Below are 23,452 nucleotides of genomic sequence, written 5' to 3' on the forward strand. Positions count from 1 at the left end.
GTTATTAAAAATAGTCGAGTAATTTTTAGGATAATAATTCTAATGAATATAGGGAAATTAGTTCTGATCTGTTAAATCACGGCACGGTCGTAACCAATCGCTTCTAAATCATAGACCTGATAAATACAGTCAAATAATGAACGGATATCATCACTTTCATCCATACTGCGAATCGCCAAAAATATCGGGCTAACTGCAGCATCATCCAGGATCGGAATATAGTGCAAGTGCGGTAACTGTATGGTTCTAGCGCTTTCCGGAACCACGCAAATCCCTTCACCTGCAGCAACCAGGCCTAAAGCCAACTGAATTTCGCGAACTTCTTTTAGACTTTTTGGATCTAAGCTGTATTCGGAAAAAAGAGAGCGGACTTGAGTAGAAAAGTTAGGTTTGGGATGACTTGGATATAAAAACAGGTTCTCATCGACAATGTCTGTAAGAAAAACACCTTGCTTTTGCATGGCCAGTGGGTGGCTAGAATGTACCGCCACCATGAGGGGCTCTTCGCGCAAAAGGATCCGTCTTACGGCAGGATCAGAAATGCGCAGTCGACCAAAGCCTACATCTATCCGTCCCTCTTTAAGTGCTTGAATTTGATTTTTGGTGCTCATTTCAATCAGTTCAATTTTCAAATGCGGTTGTTGCTGACGAAATAAATACACGATTTTTGGCAATAGACCGTACAATAAAGAACCAACAAAACCCATCGTAACAGTTTTTTCGACCATCCCCACCCGTTGGGTCATCGCCTTAATCTCTTCAGCATTAGACAAAAGTTTAACAGCATGTTGATAAAAAAATTGTCCTGCTTCAGTTGTCATTAAAGGTCGACTTCCACGCTCAAAAAGCTGAATACCGAGCTCTGCTTCTAGGTTTTGTATCTGACGGCTTAAAGGAGGCTGGGCAATAAACAGTTTTTCAGCCGCTTTGGTGAAGCTTTGTTCCTCAACGACGGCAACAAAGTATCGTAAATGTCTTAATTCCATAATCAGCCATACCTTTAAAGCATATTAAAATGCAAATTTGATCTTAGACAGCATATCTTTATTCTTTTAAGGTATACCACATGAGATAGACAAAGCAAGATTGGGAAGCTTAAAGATGTACAAATCCATAGAAACATTGCTTGTTGAAATTCCAACCATCCGTCCGCATAAGATGGCGGTGGCAACCATGCAAACCCAAACATTAGTGTTGGTGAAAGTCACGACTGAAGACGGTTTTACCGGTTGGGGCGAAGCGACCACGATTGGCGGATTGGGATATGGGGATGAAAGTCCGGAAAGCGTTAAAACCAATATTGAAACTTATTTTGCCCCATTACTGAAATCACTTTCAGGTCTAAATGTCGCTCAAACCATTCAAATCCTAAAACGTCATATTAACGGTAACCGTTTTGCTAAATGCGCGATTCAAACTGCGCTCATGGATATTCAGGCACAACGTTTAGGTTTACCGCTCAGTGAAATTTTAGGCGGTCGTCTACGTGACAGCGTGCCTGTACTTTGGGTATTGGCGTCAGGTGATACTGATAAAGATATTGCCGAAGCGAAAAAAATGATTGAGCTGAAACGTCACAACGTATTCAAACTCAAAATCGGTTCGCGTTCTGTTGAAGCGGATGTCGAGCATGTGCTGACAATTAAAAAAGCCCTAGGTTCTGATATCTCGATCCGTGTCGATGTCAATCGTGCCTGGTCAGAACTACAAGCGATTAAAGGTATTCAATTGTTACAAGATGGCGGTGTTGACCTGATTGAACAACCGTGTGCCATTGAAAATCTGGATGCCATGCAGCGTTTAACCCGTCGTTTTGATATTGCCATTATGGCGGATGAATCATTAAACGGTCCGCAGAGTGCGTATCAAATTGCCCGCAACAATGGTGCATCGGTATTTGCAGTCAAAGTTGCACAGTCAGGTGGTCTGATTGAAGGTTGCGAAGTTGGAAAAATTGCCAAACTTGCAGGCATTGATCTATATGGCGGCACCATGCTTGAAGGTCCAGTCGGTACGATTGCTTCAGCGCATGTGTTTTCAACTTTCGAAAACTTAGCCTATGGCACAGAGTTATTTGGTCCATTGCTACTGACTGAAGAAATTTTAAAAACACCTCTTCAATATCAAAACTTTGAGTTGGTTCTGCCAACTGTAGCAGGTTTAGGTATCGAACTGGATTTAGACAAAATTGACAACTTACGTCGTCAGTAATTGAAGGAATTAGATATGCTTTTCCAAGTACGTATGGATGTAAATATTCCGCTAGATATGCCGATTGATAAAGCCAGCGAAATTAAAGCGGTTGAAAAGGCTTATTCGCATGATTTACAGCGTCAAGGTAAATGGCGTCATATCTGGCGCATTACCGGCCAGTACTCAAACATCAGTATTTTTGATGTTGAGAGCAATGAAGAACTCCACAATATTTTACAAGGTCTTCCGCTATATCCATATATGAATATTGAAGTCATGCCGCTGAACCGTCATCCTTCTTCTATTCATGAAGACGATCGCTAATCTTAATAATATGCAACATGGTGAGAGTTTATTCACCTTCTGCAGAAGCGCACCGCCCCTTAAAAGGCAATTGACAAGGATTGTGGCCAGCCAGCTTTAGCCAGCCAAAATAAATGCTAAAAAGCCTGCCACTCAAAAATGTATACATACTTCAGGAGCAATAGTATGAATCGCCAAGAAATTGATGCACTTGTAAAAAAAATGAATGTCGACACAGCGACAGGTCCTGTAGATGAACGTGTACAACAGGTTGTTGTACGTTTATTGGGTGATCTTTTCCAAGCGATCGAAGACCTTGATATTTCACAAACTGAATTGTGGAAAGGTCTTGAGTATCTTACTGATGCAGGTCAAGCCAATGAACTTGGTTTGTTAGCGGCTGGTTTAGGCTTAGAGCATTATTTAGATTTACGTGCAGACGAAGCAGATGCCAAAGCAGGTATTACTGGTGGTACACCACGTACCATTGAAGGCCCTTTATATGTAGCTGGCGCACCTGAATCGGTAAGCTTTGCTCGTATGGATGACGGTTCTGAATCAGATAAAGTCGATACCTTAATCATTGAAGGTACAGTAACAGATACCCAAGGTAACCTTGTTGAAGGTGCTAAAGTTGAAATTTGGCATGCTAACAGCCTAGGTAACTACTCGTTCTTTGATAAAGCACAATCTGATTTTAACTTGCGTCGCAGCATCATTACAGCTGCCGATGGTCAATATACCGCATTAACTACCATGCCAGTAGGTTATGGCTGTCCTCCTGAAGGCACGACTCAATTTGTTTTAGACAAACTTGGCCGTCATGGTAACCGCCCTTCTCACGTGCACTATTTCATCTCTGCACCAGGCTACCGTAAGTTGACCACTCAATTTAACATTGAAGGCGACAAATACCTTTGGGACGACTTTGCATTCGCAACTCGCGACGGTTTAGTTGCAACAGCTGTAGATGTAACAGACGAAACTGAAATTGCAAAACGTGGTCTGAATAAAGCATTCAAACACATTCAGTTCAATGTTGAACTTGTGAAAGAACAAGCAGCTGCACCTAACACTGAAATTGATCGTCGTCGCGCAAGCGCTTAATGACCTCATCATAAGGAGCCGAGATGTCAATTTAATGACATCTCGGCAACTTGCCTAAATTTGGAAAGTCGGAGAACGGACATGCCTCGTATTCCTGTAATTAACACCAGCCATCTTGATCGCATTGATGAATTACTGGTTGAAAATTATGAAACAGGTGAATTTAAGCTTCATCGTTCAGTATTCACAGATCAAGCCTTATTTGATTTAGAGATGAAATATATCTTTGAAGGCAATTGGGTTTACTTGGCACATGAGAGCCAAATTCCGAATAATAATGATTATTACACGACCTATATGGGTCGCCAACCGATCATCATCGCACGTAACCGTGCTGGTGAACTCAATGCAATGATCAATGCCTGTTCACACCGTGGCGCACAACTTTGTCGTCATAAGAAAGGCAACAAGGCAACTTATACTTGCCCATTCCACGGTTGGACATTTAACAACTCGGGTAAATTGTTAAAAGTAAAAGATCCTGCTGATGCAGGCTATTCTGACTGCTTTAACAAAGAAGGTTCCCACGATCTTAAGAAAGTGGCCCGTTTTGAAAACTATAAAGGTTTCTTGTTTGGCAGCTTAAACCCAGATGTTCAACCGCTAGAAGAATATCTTGGTGAAGCAACCAAAATTATGGATATGATTGTTGATCAGTCTGATCAAGGTCTTGAAGTTTTACGTGGTGCGTCTACTTATACCTATGAAGGTAACTGGAAGCTTACTGCCGAAAATGGTGCCGATGGTTACCACGTTTCTGCCGTTCACTGGAACTATGCAGCTACAACTCAACAGCGTAAAGAAAAAGAAGCTGGTGATAATGTTCGCGCAATGAGTGCCGGCTCTTGGGGCAAACAAGGCGGTGGTTCTTACGGCTTTGACAATGGTCATATGCTGCTTTGGACACAATGGGGCAATCCTGAAGACCGTCCAAACTTCCCGAAAGCAGAAGAATATACCGAGAAATTCGGTGCTGCCATGGCGAAATGGATGATCGAGCGCTCTCGTAACCTGTGTATTTATCCAAACGTCTATTTCATGGATCAGTTCGGTTCACAAATTCGTGTACTTCGTCCTTTATCTCCCTCTAAGACTGAAGTCACCATTTACTGTATCGCACCTGTGGGTGAAGACAAAGAAGCGCGTACACGCCGTATTCGCCAATATGAAGACTTTTTCAATGCTTCAGGTATGGCAACTCCAGATGACTTGGAAGAATTCCGTGCATGCCAAGCCGGATATGCAGGTATTGCGCTTGAATGGAATGATATGAGCCGCGGTTCTAAGCATTGGATTCAAGGTCCGGATGATGCAGCCAATGAAATTGGTTTAAAACCAAAACTTTCAGGCATTAAAACTGAAGATGAAGGTTTGTATCTTGCTCAGCATGAACACTGGTTACATCTGATGAAAGACGCGATTACTTCTGAAAAAGAACTTGCTGCAACTGAAGGAGAAAATGTATGAGCACGATTAGTTTAGAAAAAATCGCTCAATTCCTCTATCAAGAAGCTCGTTTTCTGGATGATGAACAATGGGATGACTGGTTAAAGTGCTATGCCCCATCAGCAGAATTCTGGATGCCGTCTTGGGACGATGATGATAAACTGACTTCAGACCCTGAGTCTGAAATTTCCCTGATTTATTATCCTGACCGTCAAGGTTTAGAAGATCGTGTATTCCGTATCAAGACTGAACGTTCTTCTGCAACCATGCCCGATACCCGTACCAGCCACAACATTTGTAACATTGAAATTGTTGAGCAAAACGGTGATCAAGTGACTGTGCGTTTTAACTGGAATACTCTAAGTTTCCGTTATAAAACCAATTACAGCTACTTCGGCATGTCACGTTATGTGATTGATTGCTCAAGCGAGCAGTTCAAAATCTTAAACAAATACGTGGTGCTGAAAAACGATTATATCAATCAAGTCATTGATATTTACCACCTCTAAAAACCTGCAACATGCCTTCAGCTAAATGGAATATTGGCTGAAGGTTATCACCCGTTTTAAATATTTATAGGATTCTAGCCATGTCAAACCTAAATGTTGCACTTCAATTTGAAGATGGCGTTACACGTTTTATTAATGTCGTTCAAGGCGAAACCTTGTCTGATGCTGCATACCGTCAAAAGATTAATATCCCTTTGGACTGTCGTGATGGTGCTTGCGGAACGTGTCGTGCGTTTTGTGAATCAGGTTCGTTTGACATGCCTGAAGAAACTTATATTGAAGATGCGTTAACGCCTGAAGAAGCCGCTGAAGGTTATATCTTGGCATGCCAATGCCGCCCGACTTCTGATGCAGTATTTCAAATTCAGGCATCATCTGAAGTATGTAAAACAGAAATTCACCAGTTCCAAGGTACGCTTGAGCGTGTTGAAAAATTATCCGACTCAACCATCACTTTTGATATTCAGCTAGATGAAGGTCAACCTGACATTCACTTCCTCGCAGGTCAATATGTGAATGTAGGACTGCCGAATACTGACGAAACCCGTTCTTATTCTTTCAGTTCTAAACCGGGTAACCGTTTAACAAGTTTTGTCGTACGTAACGTGCCGAATGGCAAAATGAGCGAATTTTTAAGTGCCACTGCCCAAGTCGGTGACAAAATGACTTTCGCCGGTCCATTTGGCAGTTTTTACTTACGCCCTGTGACCCGTCCTGTACTTATGTTAGCAGGTGGAACAGGTATTGCACCGTTCATGTCAATGCTGCAAGTGTTAGAAGAAAAAGGTTCAGAACACCCTGTACGTTTAGTGTTTGGTGTAACCAATGACTTTGACTTGGTGGCAATTGAAAAACTAAATGAACTTCAAGAAAAATTCCCTTGGTTTGAATATCGCACAGTCATTGCCAACCCAGAATCTGCGCATGAACGTAAAGGCTATGTAACGAGTCATATTGAAAATGACTGGTTAAATGCAGGTGATGTCGATATCTATCTGTGTGGTCCTGTCATGATGGTGGAAGCTGTTCGTGGCTGGTTAGATGCGGAAGGTGTTAAACCTGCAAGCTTCTTATTTGAAAAATTCTCTGCAAACTAATTCGGGAATCCATCAAATGTCTGATCGTCAAAGATTTCAAAATAAAGTCGTGATTGTAACCGGTGCCGCTCAAGGCATTGGTCGCGGTGTTGCCCTACAGGTGGCATCGGAAGGTGCGCAAGTGGTCATGGCAGACCTTTCTCCTTATGTGGAAGAAGTTTTAGCTGAAATTCAAGCTGCCGGTGGTGATGCTGTGACCATCAATGCAAACCTGGAAACCTTTGCAGGTGCACAATCGGTCGTTGAAAAAGCATTAGCGACTTATGGTCGTATTGATGCCCTGATTAACAATGTCGGTGGCGCAATCTGGATGAAGCCTTTCCAGGAATTTTCTGAACAAGAAATTCTTAAGGAAGTGAATCGTTCATTGTTCCCGACGATGTGGTGTTGCCGTGCAGTTTTACCTGAAATGATTAAAAATCAGAAAGGTACAATTGTAAATGTGTCATCTATTGCCACCCGTGGTATTAACCGTGTGCCTTACTCTGCTTCTAAAGGCGGCGTAAATGGTTTAACCGCTGCTCTTGCGTTTGAGCATGCCAAAGATGGTATCCGTGTCAATGCAGTGGCTACAGGTGGAACCGAAGCTCCACCACGTAAAGTGCCACGCAATGCCAATCCATTAACTGAATCTGAACAAGCCTGGATGCAAGAAGTGGTTGATCAAACCATTGATCGTACTTTCTTGGGTCGCTACGGCACCATTCAAGAGCAAGTCAATGCAATCGTATTTCTGGCTTCAGATGAATCTTCATATATGACAGGAACTGTGGTTCCTGTAGGTGGTGGCGATCAGGGTTAAACCTGATCTCATCAGAATTCAACAGGATCATTGAAATCTACGCATGGAGGCAATAGCCCAATGGCATCCCTGTTTAAAACTTTAAAAGATGATTGGTCACTGTCAGCAACAGTCGCAGGATTTCTGGCTGTGCTGATTTCCTATTCAGGTCCACTCATCATCTTCTTTCAGGCTGCACAAAAAGCCAATGTCTCCTCCGAGATGATGATCTCGTGGATCTGGGGTATTTCCATCGGTGCTGCAGTTGCCGGTATTTTTTTATCCATCAAATACAAAGTACCTGTAATTACCGCATGGTCTGCGCCCGGGACCGCCTTGTTGGTGACCCTTTTTCCCGGTTTAAGTTTAAATGAAGCCATAGCAGCCTACATTACGGCTGCTTTAGTGATTTTATTCATTGGCTTAAGTGGTTACTTCGACAAATTACTGCACTGGATTCCGCAATCCATTGCTGCCGCGATGATGGCAGGAATTTTGTTTCAGTTTGGTTTGGGACTCTTTACAGCCACAGACACTATGCCCTGGATTGTCTTTAGCATGCTGTTGGTGTTTTTAGTCTCTAAACGGATTTCACCGCGTTATAGCATGCTTTGGGTCTTGATCACGGGTGTCATTTTAAGTCTGGTACTGGGCAAAATGAATCCGGTTGAAATGAGCTTTAGCTTGGCCATTCCACAATTTATTGCGCCTGAATGGACGCTGAATGGCATGCTGAATTTTGCCATTCCCTTAATTTTGGTCAGCTTGTCTGGACAGTTTTTACCGGGTATGGCCATTATGAAACTTAGCGGTTATGACACCCCGGCCAAACCCATCATTACGGCTACCAGTATCGCTTCATTAGCGGTGGCCTGCGTAGGAGGAATCACCATTGTCTTGGCTTCCATTACTGCAGCCTTGTGTATGGGTAAAGATGCGCATGAACTGAAAGAAAAACGCTATATCGCCGGGATTGCCAACGGCATTTTTTACATTCTAGGTGGTTTATTTGCCGGCAGTATTGTCATGTTGTTCAGCTTACTGCCTAAAGAACTGGTCGCTGCATTGGCGGGCTTGGCTTTGCTGGGTGCAATTGGTATAAATATTACAACTGCCATGAAAGATGAACATCAGCGAGATGCCGCACTAATCACATTTTTAGCTACAGCTTCAGGCATGCATTTTTTAGGACTCAGTTCCGTATTCTGGGGAATTTGTATTGGCTTAATTGCCCATGTCATGCTGAGTAAAAAAGCAGATACCCCACCTCCTCATTCAATGTCTAATCAAGAAACGCCATTATTGCGTCAGGAAAAACTATGATTGATAAAAGTACAGCGTCTCTCACTGAAGCGCTCTCCCACATTAAAGATGGTGCCACCATCATGATTGGCGGTTTTGGTACAGCTGGACAACCGGCAGAACTGATTGATGGTTTAATCGAACTTGGTGTAAAAGACCTGGTCATTGTGAATAACAATGCCGGCAATGGCGACTATGGTTTGGCCAAACTGTTAAAAACCGGTGCAGTACGCAAGATTATCTGTTCTTTCCCGCGCCAGTCCGACTCTTATGTATTCGATGAAATCTACCGTGCCGGAAAGATTGAACTGGAACTGGTACCGCAAGGCAATCTGGCCTGCCGTATTCAGGCGGCTGGAATGGGCCTCGGTCCAATTTACACGCCTACAGGTTTTGGTACCTTATTGGCGGAAGGCAAGCCGACCCTGAACTATGAAGGCAAAGACTTTGTGCTGGAAAACCCGATCAAGGCCGATTTTGCCTTGATTAAAGCGCATAAAGGCGACCGCTGGGGCAATCTGGTGTACAACAAGTCGGCACGCAACTTTGGTCCGATCATGGCGATGGCCGCCGATGTCACCATTGTTCAGGTGTCCGAAGTGGTTGAACTGGGTGCGCTCGATCCTGAACATATCATCACCCCGGGAATTTTTGTACAGCATGTGGTGGCAGTCACTCCATCTGTCCCAGGCAAAGATCAATAACGAATAAGGAAAATATGATGAGCTACACTAAACTTAGTCGTGATCAAATTGCAGAACGTGTTGCACAAGACATTCCCGATGGTGCTTATGTGAATTTGGGCATTGGCTTGCCGACCAAGATTTCCAATTACTTACCAAAAGACAAAGATGTGTTTCTACACTCTGAAAATGGTCTTTTGGCCTTCGGTCCACCGCCGGCTGCTGGCGAAGAAGATCCGGAACTGATCAATGCCGGTAAAGAGTTTGTGACTTTATTACAGGGTGGCGCGTATTTCCATCATGGCGACTCGTTCGCGATGATGCGTGGCGGTCACCTGGATATTGCGGTACTCGGTGCCTTCCAGATTGCTGAAAATGGCGATCTGGCCAACTGGCATACCGGAGCACCGAATGCGATTCCTGCTGTGGGCGGTGCCATGGACCTGGCGGTGGGTGCGAAAAAAGTCTTTATCACCACCGATCATGTGACTAAAAAAGGCGAACCGAAAATTGTCGCGGAACTCAGCTACCCAGCAACCGGCCTGAAATGTGTCGATCGCATTTATACCGATTTATGCGTGATTGACGTGACCAGCGATGGCATGAAAGTGATTGAGAAAGTTGAAGGTTTAACTTTTGATGAATTGCAGGCTTTGACCGGTGCAAAGCTGATTGATGCCACACAGGGTTAATACGCTTTAACAAAATTTTAAATCTGCCCTTTAATTCCCCTGAGCGAGACTTAAGCATTGCTTTAAGTCGCTACGCAACCAAGGGACGACTTATCCCCAAGCTCAAATCATTTTGAAGCCCGGTAAGTCGCCCTTGTTTCAGGAGGGATTAAAGGAGCTAAAAGGATTAAATAATGAAAAACGCCTATATTATCGATGCCATTCGTACTCCATTCGGTCGTTATGCCGGTGGTCTGGCACCTGTTCGTGCCGATGACCTCGGTGCACTTCCCATCAAAGCCTTAATGGAACGCAATCCATCAGTTGACTTTGCAAAAGTGGATGACGTGATTTATGGCTGCGCCAACCAGGCCGGTGAAGACAACCGTAATGTCGGTCGTATGTCTGCCCTTCTTGCCGGTCTGCCGTATCAGGTGCCTGCAACCACGGTAAACCGTTTATGCGGTTCATCAATGGATGCTGTAGCGATGGCCGCACGTGCCATTAAAGCCGGTGAAGCAGAGCTAATTATTGCCGGTGGTGTAGAATCCATGTCACGCGCACCTCTGGTGATGGGTAAATCTGAAGGTGCTTATGGCCGCAGTCAGAAACTTGAAGACACCACCATGGGCTGGCGTTTTATCAATCCGAAGCTGAAAGAAATGTATGGCGTGGAAACCATGCCGCAAACCGCGGAAAACGTGGCTGAGCAGTTCAACATCAACCGTGCCGATCAAGACCAGTTTGCGCTGGAAAGCCAAAAGCGTACCGCAGCAGCACAAGCGCGTGGTTTCTTTGATCAGGAAATGATTCCGGTCAGCATTCCACAGCGTAAAGGCGATGCAGTTGTTATTGCAAAAGATGAACATCCTCGTGCATCGACCACCCTTGAAGCGCTTACCAAGCTAAAACCGGTGGTGAAAGCCGATGGTACCGTGACTGCCGGGAATGCGTCAGGCATTAACGATGGTGCAGCAGCGCTGCTGATCGCATCCGATGATGCGGTGGCACAGTATGGCTTAAAACCACGCGCCAAGATTATTGGCGCAACCGTGGTTGGTGTTGAACCTCGCATCATGGGCTTTGGTCCTGCGCCTGCAATTAAAAAGCTCTTGGCTCAAACAGGTTTAACCCTTGAGCAGATGGATGTGATCGAACTGAATGAAGCATTTGCAGCACAGGCCCTGGCGGTGACACGTGATTTAGGTTTGGAAGACGGCTCCGAGAAAGTCAATCCGAATGGTGGCGCGATTGCGATTGGTCATCCACTCGGTGCATCTGGCGCACGTCTGATCACCACGGCACTGAATCAACTTGAAGCAACAGGTGGCAACTACGCGCTGTGTTCAATGTGTATTGGTGTCGGTCAAGGCATCGCACTCATTATTCAACGCGTTTAATCCTCAGTATAGTCCCCCTTCTTGCATTTCGGCTTAACGCCTTGCTAGGGGGATTTAGGGGATATGTATAATAAAGGAATAAATTTTCATGCCAACTTTTAATTCAAATGGTGCTCAAATCAATTACCAAACCTTTGGTAATGTCACTAAACCGGCGATCATCTTTTCAAATTCGCTCGGAACGAATTATGGAATGTGGCAACCTCAGATTAATCATTTTCAAAATGATTTCTTTGTGATTTGCTATGACACACGTGGTCATGGTGCTTCTTCTGCTCCAAAAGGTCCCTATACGCTTGAGCAATTAGGTCAGGATGTCGTGAATCTGCTTGATCACTTAAATGTTGCAAAAGCTGTTTTTTGCGGTATTTCGATGGGCGGTTTAACCGGTCAATGGCTTGCCATTCACAAGGCCAAGCATTTTAACAAAGTTATTGTCTGTAATACTGCAGCGAAAATTGGTCAGGAACAAGCCTGGAATGAGCGTGCAGCTTTAGTTCGTGAGCAAGGTTTACAACCGATCGCTTCAACTGCAGCCGGGCGCTGGTTTACGGAAAAATTTATTCAAGACAATGCAGCAGAAGTTGAAAAGTTGCAAAATGGTCTGGCAGCTGGCAGCGCTGAAGGTTATGCAAGTTGTTGCGAAGCTTTGGCAAAAGCAGATTTACGCAAACAACTTAAAGACATTGCGGTGCCAGTATTGGTTGTAGCAGGTCAGCAAGATCCCGTGACCACAGTGGCTGATGGCCAATTTATGGTTAATCAGATTAAAAATAGTGCTTTATTTGAAATTAATGCCTCGCATATTTCAAATATTGAATGTCCAGATGAGTTTAATCAGGCGGTCCAACAGTTTATTGCTTGATAGAAAAATAACACCAAAAGCCCTCACAACTTTGTGGGGGCTTTTGTTTGATAGCTGCTTAAAAGTAAAATTAAAGTGTGATGTAAAACTTATAAAAACCTGAATAATTTATGATAAGTTTATCTAAACCAAAGACAACGAAGCGATACAAATGCCAAAAATCGTGATTTTTTCCGGTGCAGGAATGAGTGCAGAAAGTGGAATTAATACCTTTCGCGACCATGATGGACTGTGGGAAAATCACAAGATTGAAGATGTCGCGACACCGCAGGCATGGCAAAGAAATCCAGAATTGGTGCAACGCTTTTATAATGCACGGCGCAACAGTGTTCTGGAAGCACAACCAAATTTAGCACATCAACTGATTGCCAAAATCCAGCATTTTGCAGCATGTGAAGTAATTACCCAAAATATAGATGACTTGCATGAACGCGCTGGAAGCCGGCATGTTTTACATTTACATGGCAATATTCGCTTGGCCAAAAGCTCTGCCCCGGGTGCCGAGTATTCTGAGACTTTCTATCCAGTTCAAGGCTGGGAATTAAATCTGGAACGCGACAAATGTCCGCAAGGTTATCCGCTGCGTCCGCATGTGGTCTGGTTTGGCGAAGCCGTCCCTGCTTATGAACACGCCATGCAACTGGTTCAAGATGCCGATATTTTTATCGTCATTGGATCCAGTTTGGTGGTTTACCCTGTTGCCGGACTGATTCATGAAATACCTGAAACATGTGAAGCCTATTATATTGACCCTAAAGCTGATCACCTTCGTGTACCCAAGCAATATCATTTAATCCCCCAAACTGCGACTCAAGGTATGCAGATGCTATTTACCCAGCTTGAAGAACGATTTTCAAACCACAGTTAAAACAAGAAATATTTTCTATTCATCTCACTGTGCATATTCAGACGAGATATAATTCAGCTTATTCCAACAAAATGTCAGATGAAAATGTTTCAAGGGAAAAAGTTAATTTGTTTTGATTTAGATGGCACCCTGATTGATTCCGTGGGAATCTGGAATCAAGTCGATGCCGCCCTGATTCAGCAGCTATCCAATATTGAAGTGGATCTGAATACCATTCAGCAGCAGCGGGATATCCAGCTGAAAAATTTCAGACAATCTGCTGATCCATATTTGGAATATTGTGGTTATCTTAACGAATTTTATGCTTTTGGATTAACCAAAGCACAAGTCAAATCAAGACGTTATAGCATTTCACATTATTTTCTGGATCATGTCGTTCCACTTAAACCACAAGCCAGCCTATTGATTCAAACGCTTAAACAACGAGAAATTAAATTAGCGATAACCACCACCACCAGTTTGTCCAATATTCAGCGTTATCAAGACAACAACACCCTCATCAATAGCAAAATTGATTTCACGAACGATTTTTCACTGATTTTAACCCGAGAAAATGTCGAAAATATCAAGCCACATCCTGAAGTCTATTTAACCGCACTTCAGCATTTTGGCTTTAAAGCGGAAGAATGTTTAATTATTGAAGATTCACTCATTGGTGTGGAGGCAGCGAAACAAGCCGGCATTGAGGTTATCGCCATTTATGACCAACATTCGGCACATGAGTTAGAGGAAATTAAAGCTCAGGCAAATTATTTTGTACAGGATTATGCCGAGTTATTAAATTCTATTAATGGGATAGAAAAAAATGCCATGACTGAACTAAATCACGGTATGTGATTCAATTATTTTACTTTTTATAAAATGAGTTTGAATCTACCAGAGTTCCGCTTGTCTCATCAATCACACCGTTATTTGCATTCACCTCAAGTAATCCATTCTTGCTGACGGAGGCAGGAATAGGATTTTCCTTTTCAGTTTTACTGGTGGCTTTGTCTTTTAACATGTTGTTAATAAAATAATTTTATATTTTTTTGCTCATCAAAAGTGAACTTTCAATTTTGAATTTTCTAAAGCATTTTTCAAGTGCCCTGATCATCTGGTGCTTTGGATCAATCTGAATAATGACCTGCTCCTCCATTTCAGTAAAAAAGTTAGGCCCAGTGACTGAATGAACCGGTTGGAATAACGATCTTTAGTGAAGGAGAATGCTGCGATAACAGCCATATTAGTACGCAGTAAATTATGATGACGAATATTATTTTCCAGTTCAGAGAGTAGAAATAACAAATACCATCCTCCTAGCGCACTAGAATGATGGTGTTTGTTAGACTTACTGATATGGATTCATTGGGCCAGTTTAAATTAACTCAATCGCAATAGCAGTCGCTTCACCACCACCAATACATAATGCGGCAATGCCTTTCTTGCCACCGGTACGTTGCAGTGCATGAATCAAGGTCACAATAATACGTGAACCCGATGAACCCAGTGGATGACCTAGGGCACACGCACCACCGTTCACATTGACTTTGGCTTCATCTAAATTAAAAGCATCCATGGCTGCCATGGTCACCATCGCAAAGGCTTCATTAATTTCCCAAAGATCAACCTCAGCAGCCGTCCAGCCAGTTTGCTTCAAGACTTTCTCGATTGCGCCCACCGGAGCAATACTAAATTCAGCAGGGTGCTGTGAATGGCCTGCATAGGCGATAACTTTAGCCACAGGTTCAAGTCCACGTTCAGCTGCAATTTTTTCTGAAGTGATCACCAGTGCAGATGCACCATCGCTGATTGAACTGGCATTTGCCGCTGTAATGGTTCCATCTTTTTTAAACGCTGGACGTAAGGTCGGAATTTTATCTGCTTTGGCATTGAGTGGTTGCTCATCTTGCTCAACAATCACCTCGCCTTTACGGCCAGATACGATTACAGGCGCAATTTCAGCCTTGAAATAACCATTATGAATTGCCGTCACTGCTTTATTTAAAGAGCTGATTGCAAAAGTATCTTGCTGCTCACGGGTATAACCTTTTTTATCGGCCATCTCTTGGGCAAGTATGCCCATGGACAAACCGGTTTCCGCATCTTCTAGACCTTCCTGAAACATGTGATCTGTGGTTTTACCATGTCCCATACGGTAACCGGCACGTGCTTTTTCAAGTAAATATGGCGCATTGCTCATCGATTCCATACCACCGGCAACCACGATTTGTGCAGAACTGGCTTTAACTGCATCTGCAGCCTGCATCACCGCTTTCATACCCGAACCACAAATTTTATTGATGGTGGTTGCACCGGTCGAATCAGGTAAACCTGCCTGACGCATGGCCTGACGTGCCGGACCTTGCTTTAAGCCTGCAGGCAAGACACAACCAAAAATCACTTCATCAATATCAGTTGGCTGTAAGCCTGAACGTGCAACTGCTTCTTTAATGGCCACTGCACCTAAATCGGGTGCTGTACATGCTGAAAGCGAGCCTTGAAAACCACCCATCGCTGTACGTACAGCATTCACAATAACAATCATTCTTTTCCATCCTCATTTATAGATTTTGTTCACTGACATGAACAGAATACTCTGCCCATGTCATTTCCTTTTGAAGTAAAGCACTGGTCTTAGACTTAAGATTGAGCCGTAAAGTAATCTTCTGGCAACTGCATCATTAAGCTTGAACCGGCTTTAATTTGGGCAATACGTGCAGTTATGCCGGGTAATACTTTCTGTGCAAAATACTGCGCCAAAATAATTTTGTTTTGATAGAACGCTTCGGTTTTAGCTTGAGCCGCTTGTGCGATTCTAGCAAACATATAACTAAAGCTCAGCAAGCCCACTGCATGCAAGTAATCTACCGCAACACCGTTGGCAAAATCCGGCGCGCCTTTCGCCTGTCGCAAAATAAACTGGGTGATGGCTTCTACTTCATTACAAGCATTTAAAGTTGCGGCTTTAATGGCAAGTGAATCCTCTAATGTAGCGACAAATTCACGAATTTCAGTGATATATTCCGCCATATTTGCACCATTGTTGCGAATGGTTTTACGCCCGATTAAATCCTGAGCTTGTACGCCATTGGTGCCTTCATATATTTGTGAGATCCGCAGATCACGCACACATTGTTCCATGCCCCATTCCCGAATATATCCATGACCACCAAACACCATTTGGGCATCCAGCACCGCATTTAATGCCGTATCGGTTAAATAGGCTTTGGCAATTGGGGTTAACAAGGCCACACGATCATTGGCTTTTTTCACCGCTTCCGCATCGCTAGAGAATTTGGTGATATCCAGTTGCTGCCCCACATACACCGCAAATGCACGCGATGCTTCATTGTTGGCACGCGCGTTAAGGAGCATACGGCGTACATCACCGTGGACCAAAATCGAATCGGCTGGCTTTTCTGGAGATTTCACCCCGGTGGCACTGCGCCCTTGCAAACGGTCTGTGGCATATTGCGCTGCATTTTGATAGGCAAACTCAGATGCGCCCAGACCTTGAATGCCCATCGACAGGCGTTCATAGTTCATCATCACAAACATGGCCGCCAGACCTTCATTTTCCTTACCCACCAGGAAACCTTTGGCGCCATCAAAGTTCAACACACAGGTTGCAGAACCTTTAATACCCATCTTGTGTTCAATAGAACCGGCACCCATGCTATTGCGTTCGCCCAATGAACCATCTTGATTGATCAGGAATTTCGGCACGATGAATAAGGAAATACCGCGTGAACCTGCAGGTGCGTCCGGTGTTTTTGCCAAGACCAAGTGAATAATGTTTTCTGACAGATCATGCTCACCGCTGGTAATAAAAATTTTGGTTCCGGTAATATTATAAGAACCGTCATTATTGCGTTCCGCTTTGGTTTTAATAATACCTAAATCGGTTCCTGCATGCGGTTCAGTTAAACACATGGTTCCCGACCATTCACCAGTGTAAATTTTAGGCAAATAGGTTTGCTTCTGCTCTTGAGAGGCATAGTTGTTCAAGGCCATACCTGCACCCACGGAAAGTAGCGGGTAAAGCATAAACGAGGGATTGGTTGCCCAAATCATTTCGTCAGTAAGAACAGTCAGCATTTTTGGCATGCCTTGACCGCCCCATTCTTCTTCTGTGCCCAAGCCAATCCAGCCACCTTCTGCGTATTGCTTGAATGCTTCTTTAAAACCTTGAGGCGTGGTGACTACACCATTGCTAAATTGAGCACCACCTTCTTCATCACTTGAGCGGTTTAAATCCAGAATGACATTTTTAGAAAATTTCGCCATTTCTTCTAAAATGGCATTGGCCGTTGCCATGTCAATGTGGGCTAAGTCATCATTACCCTGCCAAAAATCTTCAGCCTTAAATACGTCATTTAAAATAAAATCCATGTCTTTAAGAGGTGCGTTATAAATAGGCATATTGCTTTCCTTGGGTGAAGACTTCGCATTAAACCGTGAAGTGCTTTTTTAAGTTGTAAGAACCTAAACTGAAATAAATAGCTGTATTTCAACCGCCATCTATTTAAATAGAGTTTGGGCGTTTAAACCGGTTTTCAATTACCCTCAGGAGAAATGGAATTGAACTCAGAACCGCGTTTGAAAGATTTTCTAAAAGGATTTAAGCATCAAAATGTGTTCATCCGATGTTCACTTGAATGCTTGCGAAATAAAACCTCTTTTCTGTAATTTACTTTGACTTAAAGGATCCATCTTGAAACCTCATCTTTAAATGACCGGTTGAAATACTGTCTGATCAGAACATTATTCTGTTTGCGTTTATTCAGTAAATTCACTTTTACAGCCAAATGACAATAAAATAATTATTCTCCAATTGGAATTTTATTGTCGATTATTGACCTCGCAGGTTCTCATTTATTGACTTTTAATTTTCGCTATGCAATTGAGCGTTATAAAATTAAAAATGGGGTTAAATATAAATATAAATATAAATATAAATATAAATATAAATATAAATATATATTTTAAATCTTAATTTTACCCCTACCCGACAATGGTGGAATGGTCATCAGGATTTTATCGGTATATGTTGAAGACGCTTTTTTTAATGTTTGCTTGGAACGATTGCCATGAATACAGTACGCCAACAAAATTTTCTATTGCGTAAAGAGAAAATTTTAGCCATGGCGGAAACGCTGTTGCTGGATAACAATCAGGATATTACGCTTGGAGAATTGGCCTCTGAACTGGATATAGCTAAAGGCACCATTTATAAGCATTTTACAAGCAAGAATCAGCTGTATTTAGAACTGATTATTTTAAATGAAAAAAGACTGTTAGAAATTTCAAAGAAATATAAAAATAATATTAAAACCTATGTTTCGCAGTACATGCTTTACAACATGTTAAATTCTAACCGGACTATTTTATTACACGTGATTGAAGACCGATTAACCAACAATGAAAGAAAATTAAAAGAATTATTTGAAGAATTATATCAGGTACGTGAAGAGCGGATTATTGAAATCAAGGACATGACCGACCAATATTTAAAATCTTTAGATAGCGCCATGTCGATTCGGGATTATTTATCTTATATCTGGACGGTAACTTATGGTGCATCATTACTTCTCAATTCAACCCATTATCAAAAGTCCATTGGTTCACGTGAACGTTTAATCAAGCTGTATATTAATCAGGCGCTGATGACACCTGATAAAATATCTTCAGTACATTAATCATCATCCATGATTGAGTTTCTGGTTGCTATTATGGATGAATAATGCCGTGAGCTGAACCATCCAGTTCATTCATATGACTGAATAATTCATGGCACATCTGACGTAGCCATTGATGGCTGGTTTTATGGTGGCAGGACATATGCCAATATTGTTTTACCGCATAGCTTGGAAAGGTGATCGGCGCTTCTAAAATTTGCAAATTGCCGCGCGACAATAACACTTTACTTAAATAATAAGGCACGGTTGCAATCGCATCAGTTTCCTGCACCACCAACCCCACGCCTAAATAACTCGGCAGACGCATCAGGATATTACGTTTTAATTCTAAATTTAATAACTCGTTTTCAATATGGTAATGCCCCATTCCCGCATCAATATCAATATGCGATTCACTGATATATTGTTCAGTCGTTAAACTGTTTCCACTCAGCCTTGGATGATCTTTAGAAGCAATCACCACATAATATTGTTCAAATAATTTTTGTTGATAAAAACCATTTTCCAGATTCGGTAAAAAACCAATCGCCAAATCAATTTCACCATTCGCCATTTGATAACTGGTTTCAGAGGTGATCGCACGCACATTTAAACGAATGTTGGACGCATGTTGTTTTAAATACTGGGATATTTTAGGCAATAACACCAAATGTGACACATCGGTCATGGCAATGGTAAATTTTTGCTGCGAGGTGGACTGGTCAAAATTAATGGTGAAATTATTAATAATCTCGACTTTACTGAGTGCCTCACTGACCAATGGGAAAAGCTGTTTAGACAGTTCTGTCGGAACCATCTCGTTGCCGATTCTTAAAAAAAGTGGATCGTTATAATGTTGACGAATCTTATTCAGGATATTACTGACCGTCGGTTGGCTCATCGACAGATTTTCTGCTGCGACTGAAACACTTTTATATTTATAGATATAAAGAAAAACACTGAGTAATTTACAGTCAAGCTCAAACACGAATCAAAATCCCTAATCTTCTATTGTTTAAATCTGTTCTATCATCTGCTTTTTTCGACATATTTCCAATGTTGATTTATACCGAATATGGCCTGGAATTGTAATTAAATGAATGCCGATCATATACGGATGAATAACAATAAAATGTTTTTTTATTTTATGAATCAAGCTTTAAACTGTATATCTTTTCATCTAAAGCTTCGGTAAGATCAGTTTCAATAGGTGATAAAAAAAATAGAAATATCACTTAAAACAAAAATGACATTCAAGAATAAATCACAGGAACAAGATCCTCTATGGAAAACCAGATATTTGATTATATAGTCATTGGTGGCGGCAGTGCCGGCTGTGTACTGGCTGGACGGTTATCAGAAAACCCAGAAATTTCAGTGTGTTTGTTAGAAGCTGGCAGTCATGGCAATACCTGGACGGTAAATACCCCCGCCGCAGCCGTGATCAGCATACCCAGCAAAATCAACAATTGGGCTTTTGAAACTGTGCCGCAAAAAGGTCTCAATGGTCGTAAAGGTTATCAACCGCGCGGGAAATGTTTAGGTGGATCTTCTGCCATTAACGCAATGATTTATGTGCGCGGTCATCAAAAAGACTATGACCAATGGGCGGAACTGGGGAATCATGGCTGGAGCTATCAGGAGGTTCTGCCCTACTTCATTCGTTCGGAAAAAAATCACGACATTGAAAATGAATACCATGGCAATGCCGGACCTTTATCGGTATCGAATTTGCGCACCGATAGTCCATGGCATGAACGTTATATTACGGCAGCCAAAGAACAAGGTTATAAAATTCTGGATGACTTTAACGGCTCGGAACAAGAAGGTTTAGGGGTATATCAGGTCACGCATATTAATGGTGAGCGCTGTAGTGCGGCACGTGCCTATTTATTTCCACATCTAGAGCGTCCCAACCTGACCATTTTCACCCATGCCTCTACGCAGCGTATTTTAATTGAAAATAATGTTGCAGTGGGCGTTGAGGTTAAACATGCGGGACAAATCAAACAGCTACATGCCAACAAAGAAATACTGTTAAGCGCAGGGGCAATGCATTCGCCGCAAATCTTAATGCTATCCGGTATTGGGGACGAAAAAGAATTGCTTGGGTATGGTATTAATGTGGCTCAGCATTTACCGGGTGTGGGTAAAAATTTCCACGATCATCCTGACTTTGTTTTTAGTTATACCGTCAGCGATATTGCCGGTACTTTTGGGGTTTCACTGGCCGGTACGGTTGACCTGATCAAACAAATTTCGCGCTACCGCAAAGAACGCCGTGGCATGCTCAGTACCAATTTTGCCGAATGTGGCGGCTTTTTAAAAAGCACCCCTGAAAAAGACATTCCGAATTTACAGTTGCATTTTGTGGTGGCCTTGGTTGATAACCATGCGCGCACCTTCCATGCCAGTCACGGTATTTCCTGTCATGTTTGCCTGCTAAATCCGAAAAGTCGTGGCAGCATTCAAATCAGTGGCCCAAGTATCGATGATCCTTTATTGATTGACCCGAATTTCTTGGATCATGAAGATGATATTGAAGACATGATTGATGCCTATAAAATAACGCAACAACTGATGCATTCACCGGCATTGAAAATGCTGCATAAAAAAGACCTGTTTTGTGCTTCGGTCAAAACCGATGATGAAATTCGGCACATTTTGCGTCAACGTGCCGATACCGTGTATCACCCTGTCGGCAGCTGTAAAATGGGCGTTGATGATATGGCCGTAGTCGATCCGCAGCTTTGTGTCTATGGCATTAAAAATTTACGCGTGGTTGATGCCTCGATCATGCCGAATGTAGTCAATGGCAATACCAATGCCCCAACCATCATGATTGCTGAAAAAGCGGTGGATATGATACGCAGCAAGCAGTTGCACGCTTAATTCAAACAGCAAGCTCGGTTTATTCTTGATTCACTTATATCGACTTGAGGATATATTTGAACCTGTTATGCAATATTTTTAAAATATTCAAAGATATAACAAAGTGAGAATCACGGAATCATACTGAAAAATTCAAGTTACTCTCTTTTCAAGTTACTCTCTTATTACTGGCAAAGGATATGCAGGATGTTGAATCACCAAATGGATCAAAATACAGATCAAAATATCTCGTTCGAATTACAACAATTATTCGAGAAGCAAAAGCAGGCATTTACTGAAAACAGTTATCCGAGTCTAGAACAGCGAAGGCAGCAGCTTAAAAGTTTGCAGCAAATGATTCTGCAAAATAAGACCGAGATTAATGTGGCTATTAATCATGATTTTTCCAATCGCAGCCATTCTGAAACCGAAATGTTCGAGGTGATGACCAGTGTATTCGGCATCAAATACGCGTTAAAAAATCTCAAGAAATGGATGCGTCCCAGCAAACGTCATATCGGCATTCTTTTTCAGCCTGCGACAGGTTATGTCTTGTATCAACCGGTCGGTGTAGTAGGCATCGTGGTCCCGTGGAATTACCCGCTATTTCTCGCCATTGGCCCACTTTGTCAGGCTCTTGCTGCAGGTAATCGGGTAATGTTGAAAATGAGTGAAAATACCCCGGAATTTTCTGCACTGTTTAAACAACTCATTACCCAAGCCTTTCCGGAAGATTTGGTCTGTGTGGTGAATGGCGATGCAGAAGTTGCGCAGCAATTTACCCAATTGCCTTTTAATCATATTTTATTTACCGGTGCCAGTGAGGTCGGTAAACATGTGATGCGTGCAGCAGCCAACAACCTTACGCCTGTGACCTTGGAACTTGGAGGAAAGTCTCCCGCGCTGGTTTTAGCCGATGCCAATATACGCGAGAGCGCACGGCGGATTGCTTTTGGTAAAGCCATGAATGCCGGACAAACCTGTGTTGCGCCCGATTATGTGCTGATCCCTGCACAATTACAGACCCAGTTTATTGAAGAATACTCCAACGCAATTCAGGAATTTTTTCCAAAATTAGTCGATAATCCTGATTACACCGCCATTATTAATGAACGTCAGCTCAATCGTTTGAATCGCTATCTTGAAGATGCAGCTGCAAAAAATGCCACGATTCAAATCATTACCGATGCTTCTTCAGGACGACGTTTAGCGCATTATGTTTTAAGCAATGTCACAGATGATATGCAGGTGATGCAAAATGAAATTTTTGGTCCCTTGTTACCGATTGTGACTTACCAGCAGCTTGATGAAGCGATTGACTATATTAATCAAAGACCTCGCCCTCTGGCTTTATATTATTTTGGTTATAACAAGCACGATCAGCAAAAAGTTCTGATGCAAACTCATAGTGGCGGTGTTTGCCTCAATGAAACCCTGATGCATGTCGGACAGGAAGATCTGCCTTTTGGTGGTGCGGGTACCTCCGGTATGGGGAACTATCATGGGCATGAAGGTTTTGTTACCTTTAGTCATGCAAAAGCCGTGTTTGACCGGCCGAAATTTAGCTTGATGCGTTTGTTCTATCCGCCTTATGGCACATTTATTCAAAAACTGATTTTAAAACTGTTTATCCGTTAATTTTTTGCCTCGGATATCTCTAATAAAAAGGCTGAAGATCAACTTCAGCCTTTTAGGT

22 protein-coding genes are annotated in these 23,452 nt (G+C 42.6%); 17 read left to right on the forward strand and 5 right to left on the reverse strand.

The window, feature by feature from the left end:
• Positions 1-71 precede the first annotated feature (71 nt).
• Entirely contained in the window at positions 72-986 is a 915-nt protein-coding gene (locus AY606_RS08855) for a LysR family transcriptional regulator (protein WP_067867206.1), read from the reverse strand.
• A gap of 115 nt (positions 987-1,101) precedes the next feature.
• Here AY606_RS08855 and AY606_RS08860 point away from each other — a divergent pair, with 115 nt between their 5' ends.
• The 14 genes from AY606_RS08860 (at position 1,102) to AY606_RS08925 (ending at position 14,062) form a co-directional block, all read left to right on the forward strand.
• Complete coding sequence (locus AY606_RS08860; protein WP_067867208.1) at positions 1,102-2,211, forward strand: muconate/chloromuconate family cycloisomerase; 1,110 nt, start codon at positions 1,102-1,104, stop codon at positions 2,209-2,211.
• A gap of 15 nt (positions 2,212-2,226) precedes the next feature.
• The gene (gene catC / locus AY606_RS08865) at positions 2,227-2,517 is read left to right on the forward strand and encodes a muconolactone Delta-isomerase (protein ID WP_067867210.1); all 291 of its coding nucleotides are present in this window, start codon (positions 2,227-2,229) and stop codon (positions 2,515-2,517) included.
• Between the two features lie 165 nt (positions 2,518-2,682).
• Positions 2,683-3,603 (forward strand): catechol 1,2-dioxygenase, encoded by a 921-nt coding sequence (gene catA, locus AY606_RS08870; RefSeq protein WP_067867212.1) that lies wholly within the window; start codon positions 2,683-2,685, stop codon positions 3,601-3,603.
• 81 nt (positions 3,604-3,684) lie between these two features.
• Positions 3,685-5,070: a benzoate 1,2-dioxygenase large subunit gene (gene benA / locus AY606_RS08875; protein ID WP_067867214.1), complete on the forward strand. Its 1,386-nt coding sequence runs from the start codon at positions 3,685-3,687 to the stop codon at positions 5,068-5,070.
• Positions 5,067-5,558 (forward strand): benzoate 1,2-dioxygenase small subunit, encoded by a 492-nt coding sequence (gene benB, locus AY606_RS08880; protein ID WP_067867216.1) that lies wholly within the window; start codon positions 5,067-5,069, stop codon positions 5,556-5,558. Before benA ends, benB begins: the two co-directional genes overlap by 4 nt.
• A gap of 80 nt (positions 5,559-5,638) precedes the next feature.
• On the forward strand, positions 5,639-6,655 hold the full coding sequence (gene benC, locus AY606_RS08885; protein ID WP_067867217.1) for a benzoate 1,2-dioxygenase electron transfer component BenC: 1,017 nt from the start codon (positions 5,639-5,641) through the stop codon (positions 6,653-6,655).
• Positions 6,656-6,671: 16 nt separating this feature from the next.
• Positions 6,672-7,457, forward strand: coding sequence for a benzoate diol dehydrogenase BenD (gene benD / locus AY606_RS08890; protein ID WP_067867439.1), 786 nt, complete (start codon positions 6,672-6,674; stop codon positions 7,455-7,457).
• Between the two features lie 60 nt (positions 7,458-7,517).
• Positions 7,518-8,759, forward strand: coding sequence for a benzoate/H(+) symporter BenE (gene benE, locus AY606_RS08895; RefSeq protein ID WP_067867219.1), 1,242 nt, complete (start codon positions 7,518-7,520; stop codon positions 8,757-8,759).
• Complete coding sequence (locus tag AY606_RS08900) at positions 8,756-9,442, forward strand: 3-oxoacid CoA-transferase subunit A (protein ID WP_067867221.1); 687 nt, start codon at positions 8,756-8,758, stop codon at positions 9,440-9,442. The genes benE and AY606_RS08900 overlap by 4 nt, the downstream gene beginning before the upstream one ends.
• 17 nt (positions 9,443-9,459) lie before the next feature.
• Positions 9,460-10,113: a 3-oxoacid CoA-transferase subunit B gene (locus tag AY606_RS08905; protein ID WP_067867223.1), complete on the forward strand. Its 654-nt coding sequence runs from the start codon at positions 9,460-9,462 to the stop codon at positions 10,111-10,113.
• Between the two features lie 173 nt (positions 10,114-10,286).
• Positions 10,287-11,492 (forward strand): 3-oxoadipyl-CoA thiolase, encoded by a 1,206-nt coding sequence (pcaF, locus tag AY606_RS08910; protein ID WP_067867225.1) that lies wholly within the window; start codon positions 10,287-10,289, stop codon positions 11,490-11,492.
• 88 nt (positions 11,493-11,580) lie between these two features.
• A complete protein-coding gene (gene pcaD / locus AY606_RS08915) occupies positions 11,581-12,357 on the forward strand; it encodes a 3-oxoadipate enol-lactonase (RefSeq protein WP_067867227.1) in 777 nt (258 codons plus the stop codon).
• A gap of 151 nt (positions 12,358-12,508) precedes the next feature.
• Positions 12,509-13,225, forward strand: coding sequence for an SIR2 family NAD-dependent protein deacylase (locus tag AY606_RS08920; RefSeq protein WP_067867229.1), 717 nt, complete (start codon positions 12,509-12,511; stop codon positions 13,223-13,225).
• 84 nt (positions 13,226-13,309) lie between these two features.
• The gene (locus AY606_RS08925; protein ID WP_067867232.1) at positions 13,310-14,062 is read left to right on the forward strand and encodes an HAD family hydrolase; all 753 of its coding nucleotides are present in this window, start codon (positions 13,310-13,312) and stop codon (positions 14,060-14,062) included.
• A gap of 10 nt (positions 14,063-14,072) precedes the next feature.
• Here the strand turns inward: AY606_RS08925 and AY606_RS08930 are convergent, their stop codons facing one another.
• From AY606_RS08930 to AY606_RS08940, 3 genes are all read right to left on the reverse strand, one after another.
• A complete protein-coding gene (locus tag AY606_RS08930) occupies positions 14,073-14,228 on the reverse strand; it encodes a hypothetical protein (protein WP_249409236.1) in 156 nt (51 codons plus the stop codon).
• Between the two features lie 354 nt (positions 14,229-14,582).
• Entirely contained in the window at positions 14,583-15,752 is a 1,170-nt protein-coding gene (locus AY606_RS08935) for a thiolase family protein (protein ID WP_067867234.1), read from the reverse strand.
• A 95-nt stretch (positions 15,753-15,847) separates the two neighbouring features.
• On the reverse strand, positions 15,848-17,629 hold the full coding sequence (locus tag AY606_RS08940; RefSeq protein ID WP_067867236.1) for an acyl-CoA dehydrogenase C-terminal domain-containing protein: 1,782 nt from the start codon (positions 17,627-17,629) through the stop codon (positions 15,848-15,850).
• Between the two features lie 668 nt (positions 17,630-18,297).
• On the opposite strand from AY606_RS08940, the gene AY606_RS08945 reads away from it, so the two are divergent.
• Positions 18,298-18,906 carry a TetR/AcrR family transcriptional regulator gene (locus AY606_RS08945; RefSeq protein WP_067867238.1) on the forward strand — a complete coding sequence of 203 codons (609 nt, stop codon included), beginning with the start codon at positions 18,298-18,300 and terminating at the stop codon, positions 18,904-18,906.
• A 31-nt stretch (positions 18,907-18,937) separates the two neighbouring features.
• Here the strand turns inward: AY606_RS08945 and AY606_RS08950 are convergent, their stop codons facing one another.
• A complete protein-coding gene (locus AY606_RS08950) occupies positions 18,938-19,873 on the reverse strand; it encodes a LysR family transcriptional regulator (RefSeq protein WP_067867240.1) in 936 nt (311 codons plus the stop codon).
• A 296-nt stretch (positions 19,874-20,169) separates the two neighbouring features.
• Here AY606_RS08950 and AY606_RS08955 point away from each other — a divergent pair, with 296 nt between their 5' ends.
• Together AY606_RS08955 and AY606_RS08960 are read left to right on the forward strand one after the other, a co-directional pair.
• Complete coding sequence (locus AY606_RS08955) at positions 20,170-21,777, forward strand: GMC family oxidoreductase (protein ID WP_067867242.1); 1,608 nt, start codon at positions 20,170-20,172, stop codon at positions 21,775-21,777.
• Between the two features lie 186 nt (positions 21,778-21,963).
• Positions 21,964-23,394, forward strand: a complete 1,431-nt coding sequence (locus AY606_RS08960; protein ID WP_067867243.1) for a coniferyl aldehyde dehydrogenase — start codon at positions 21,964-21,966, stop codon at positions 23,392-23,394.
• Positions 23,395-23,452: the final 58 nt, after the last annotated feature.

It is taken from the genome of Acinetobacter sp. SFB, from assembly GCF_001647545.1.
Lineage (GTDB): Bacteria > Pseudomonadota > Gammaproteobacteria > Pseudomonadales > Moraxellaceae > Acinetobacter.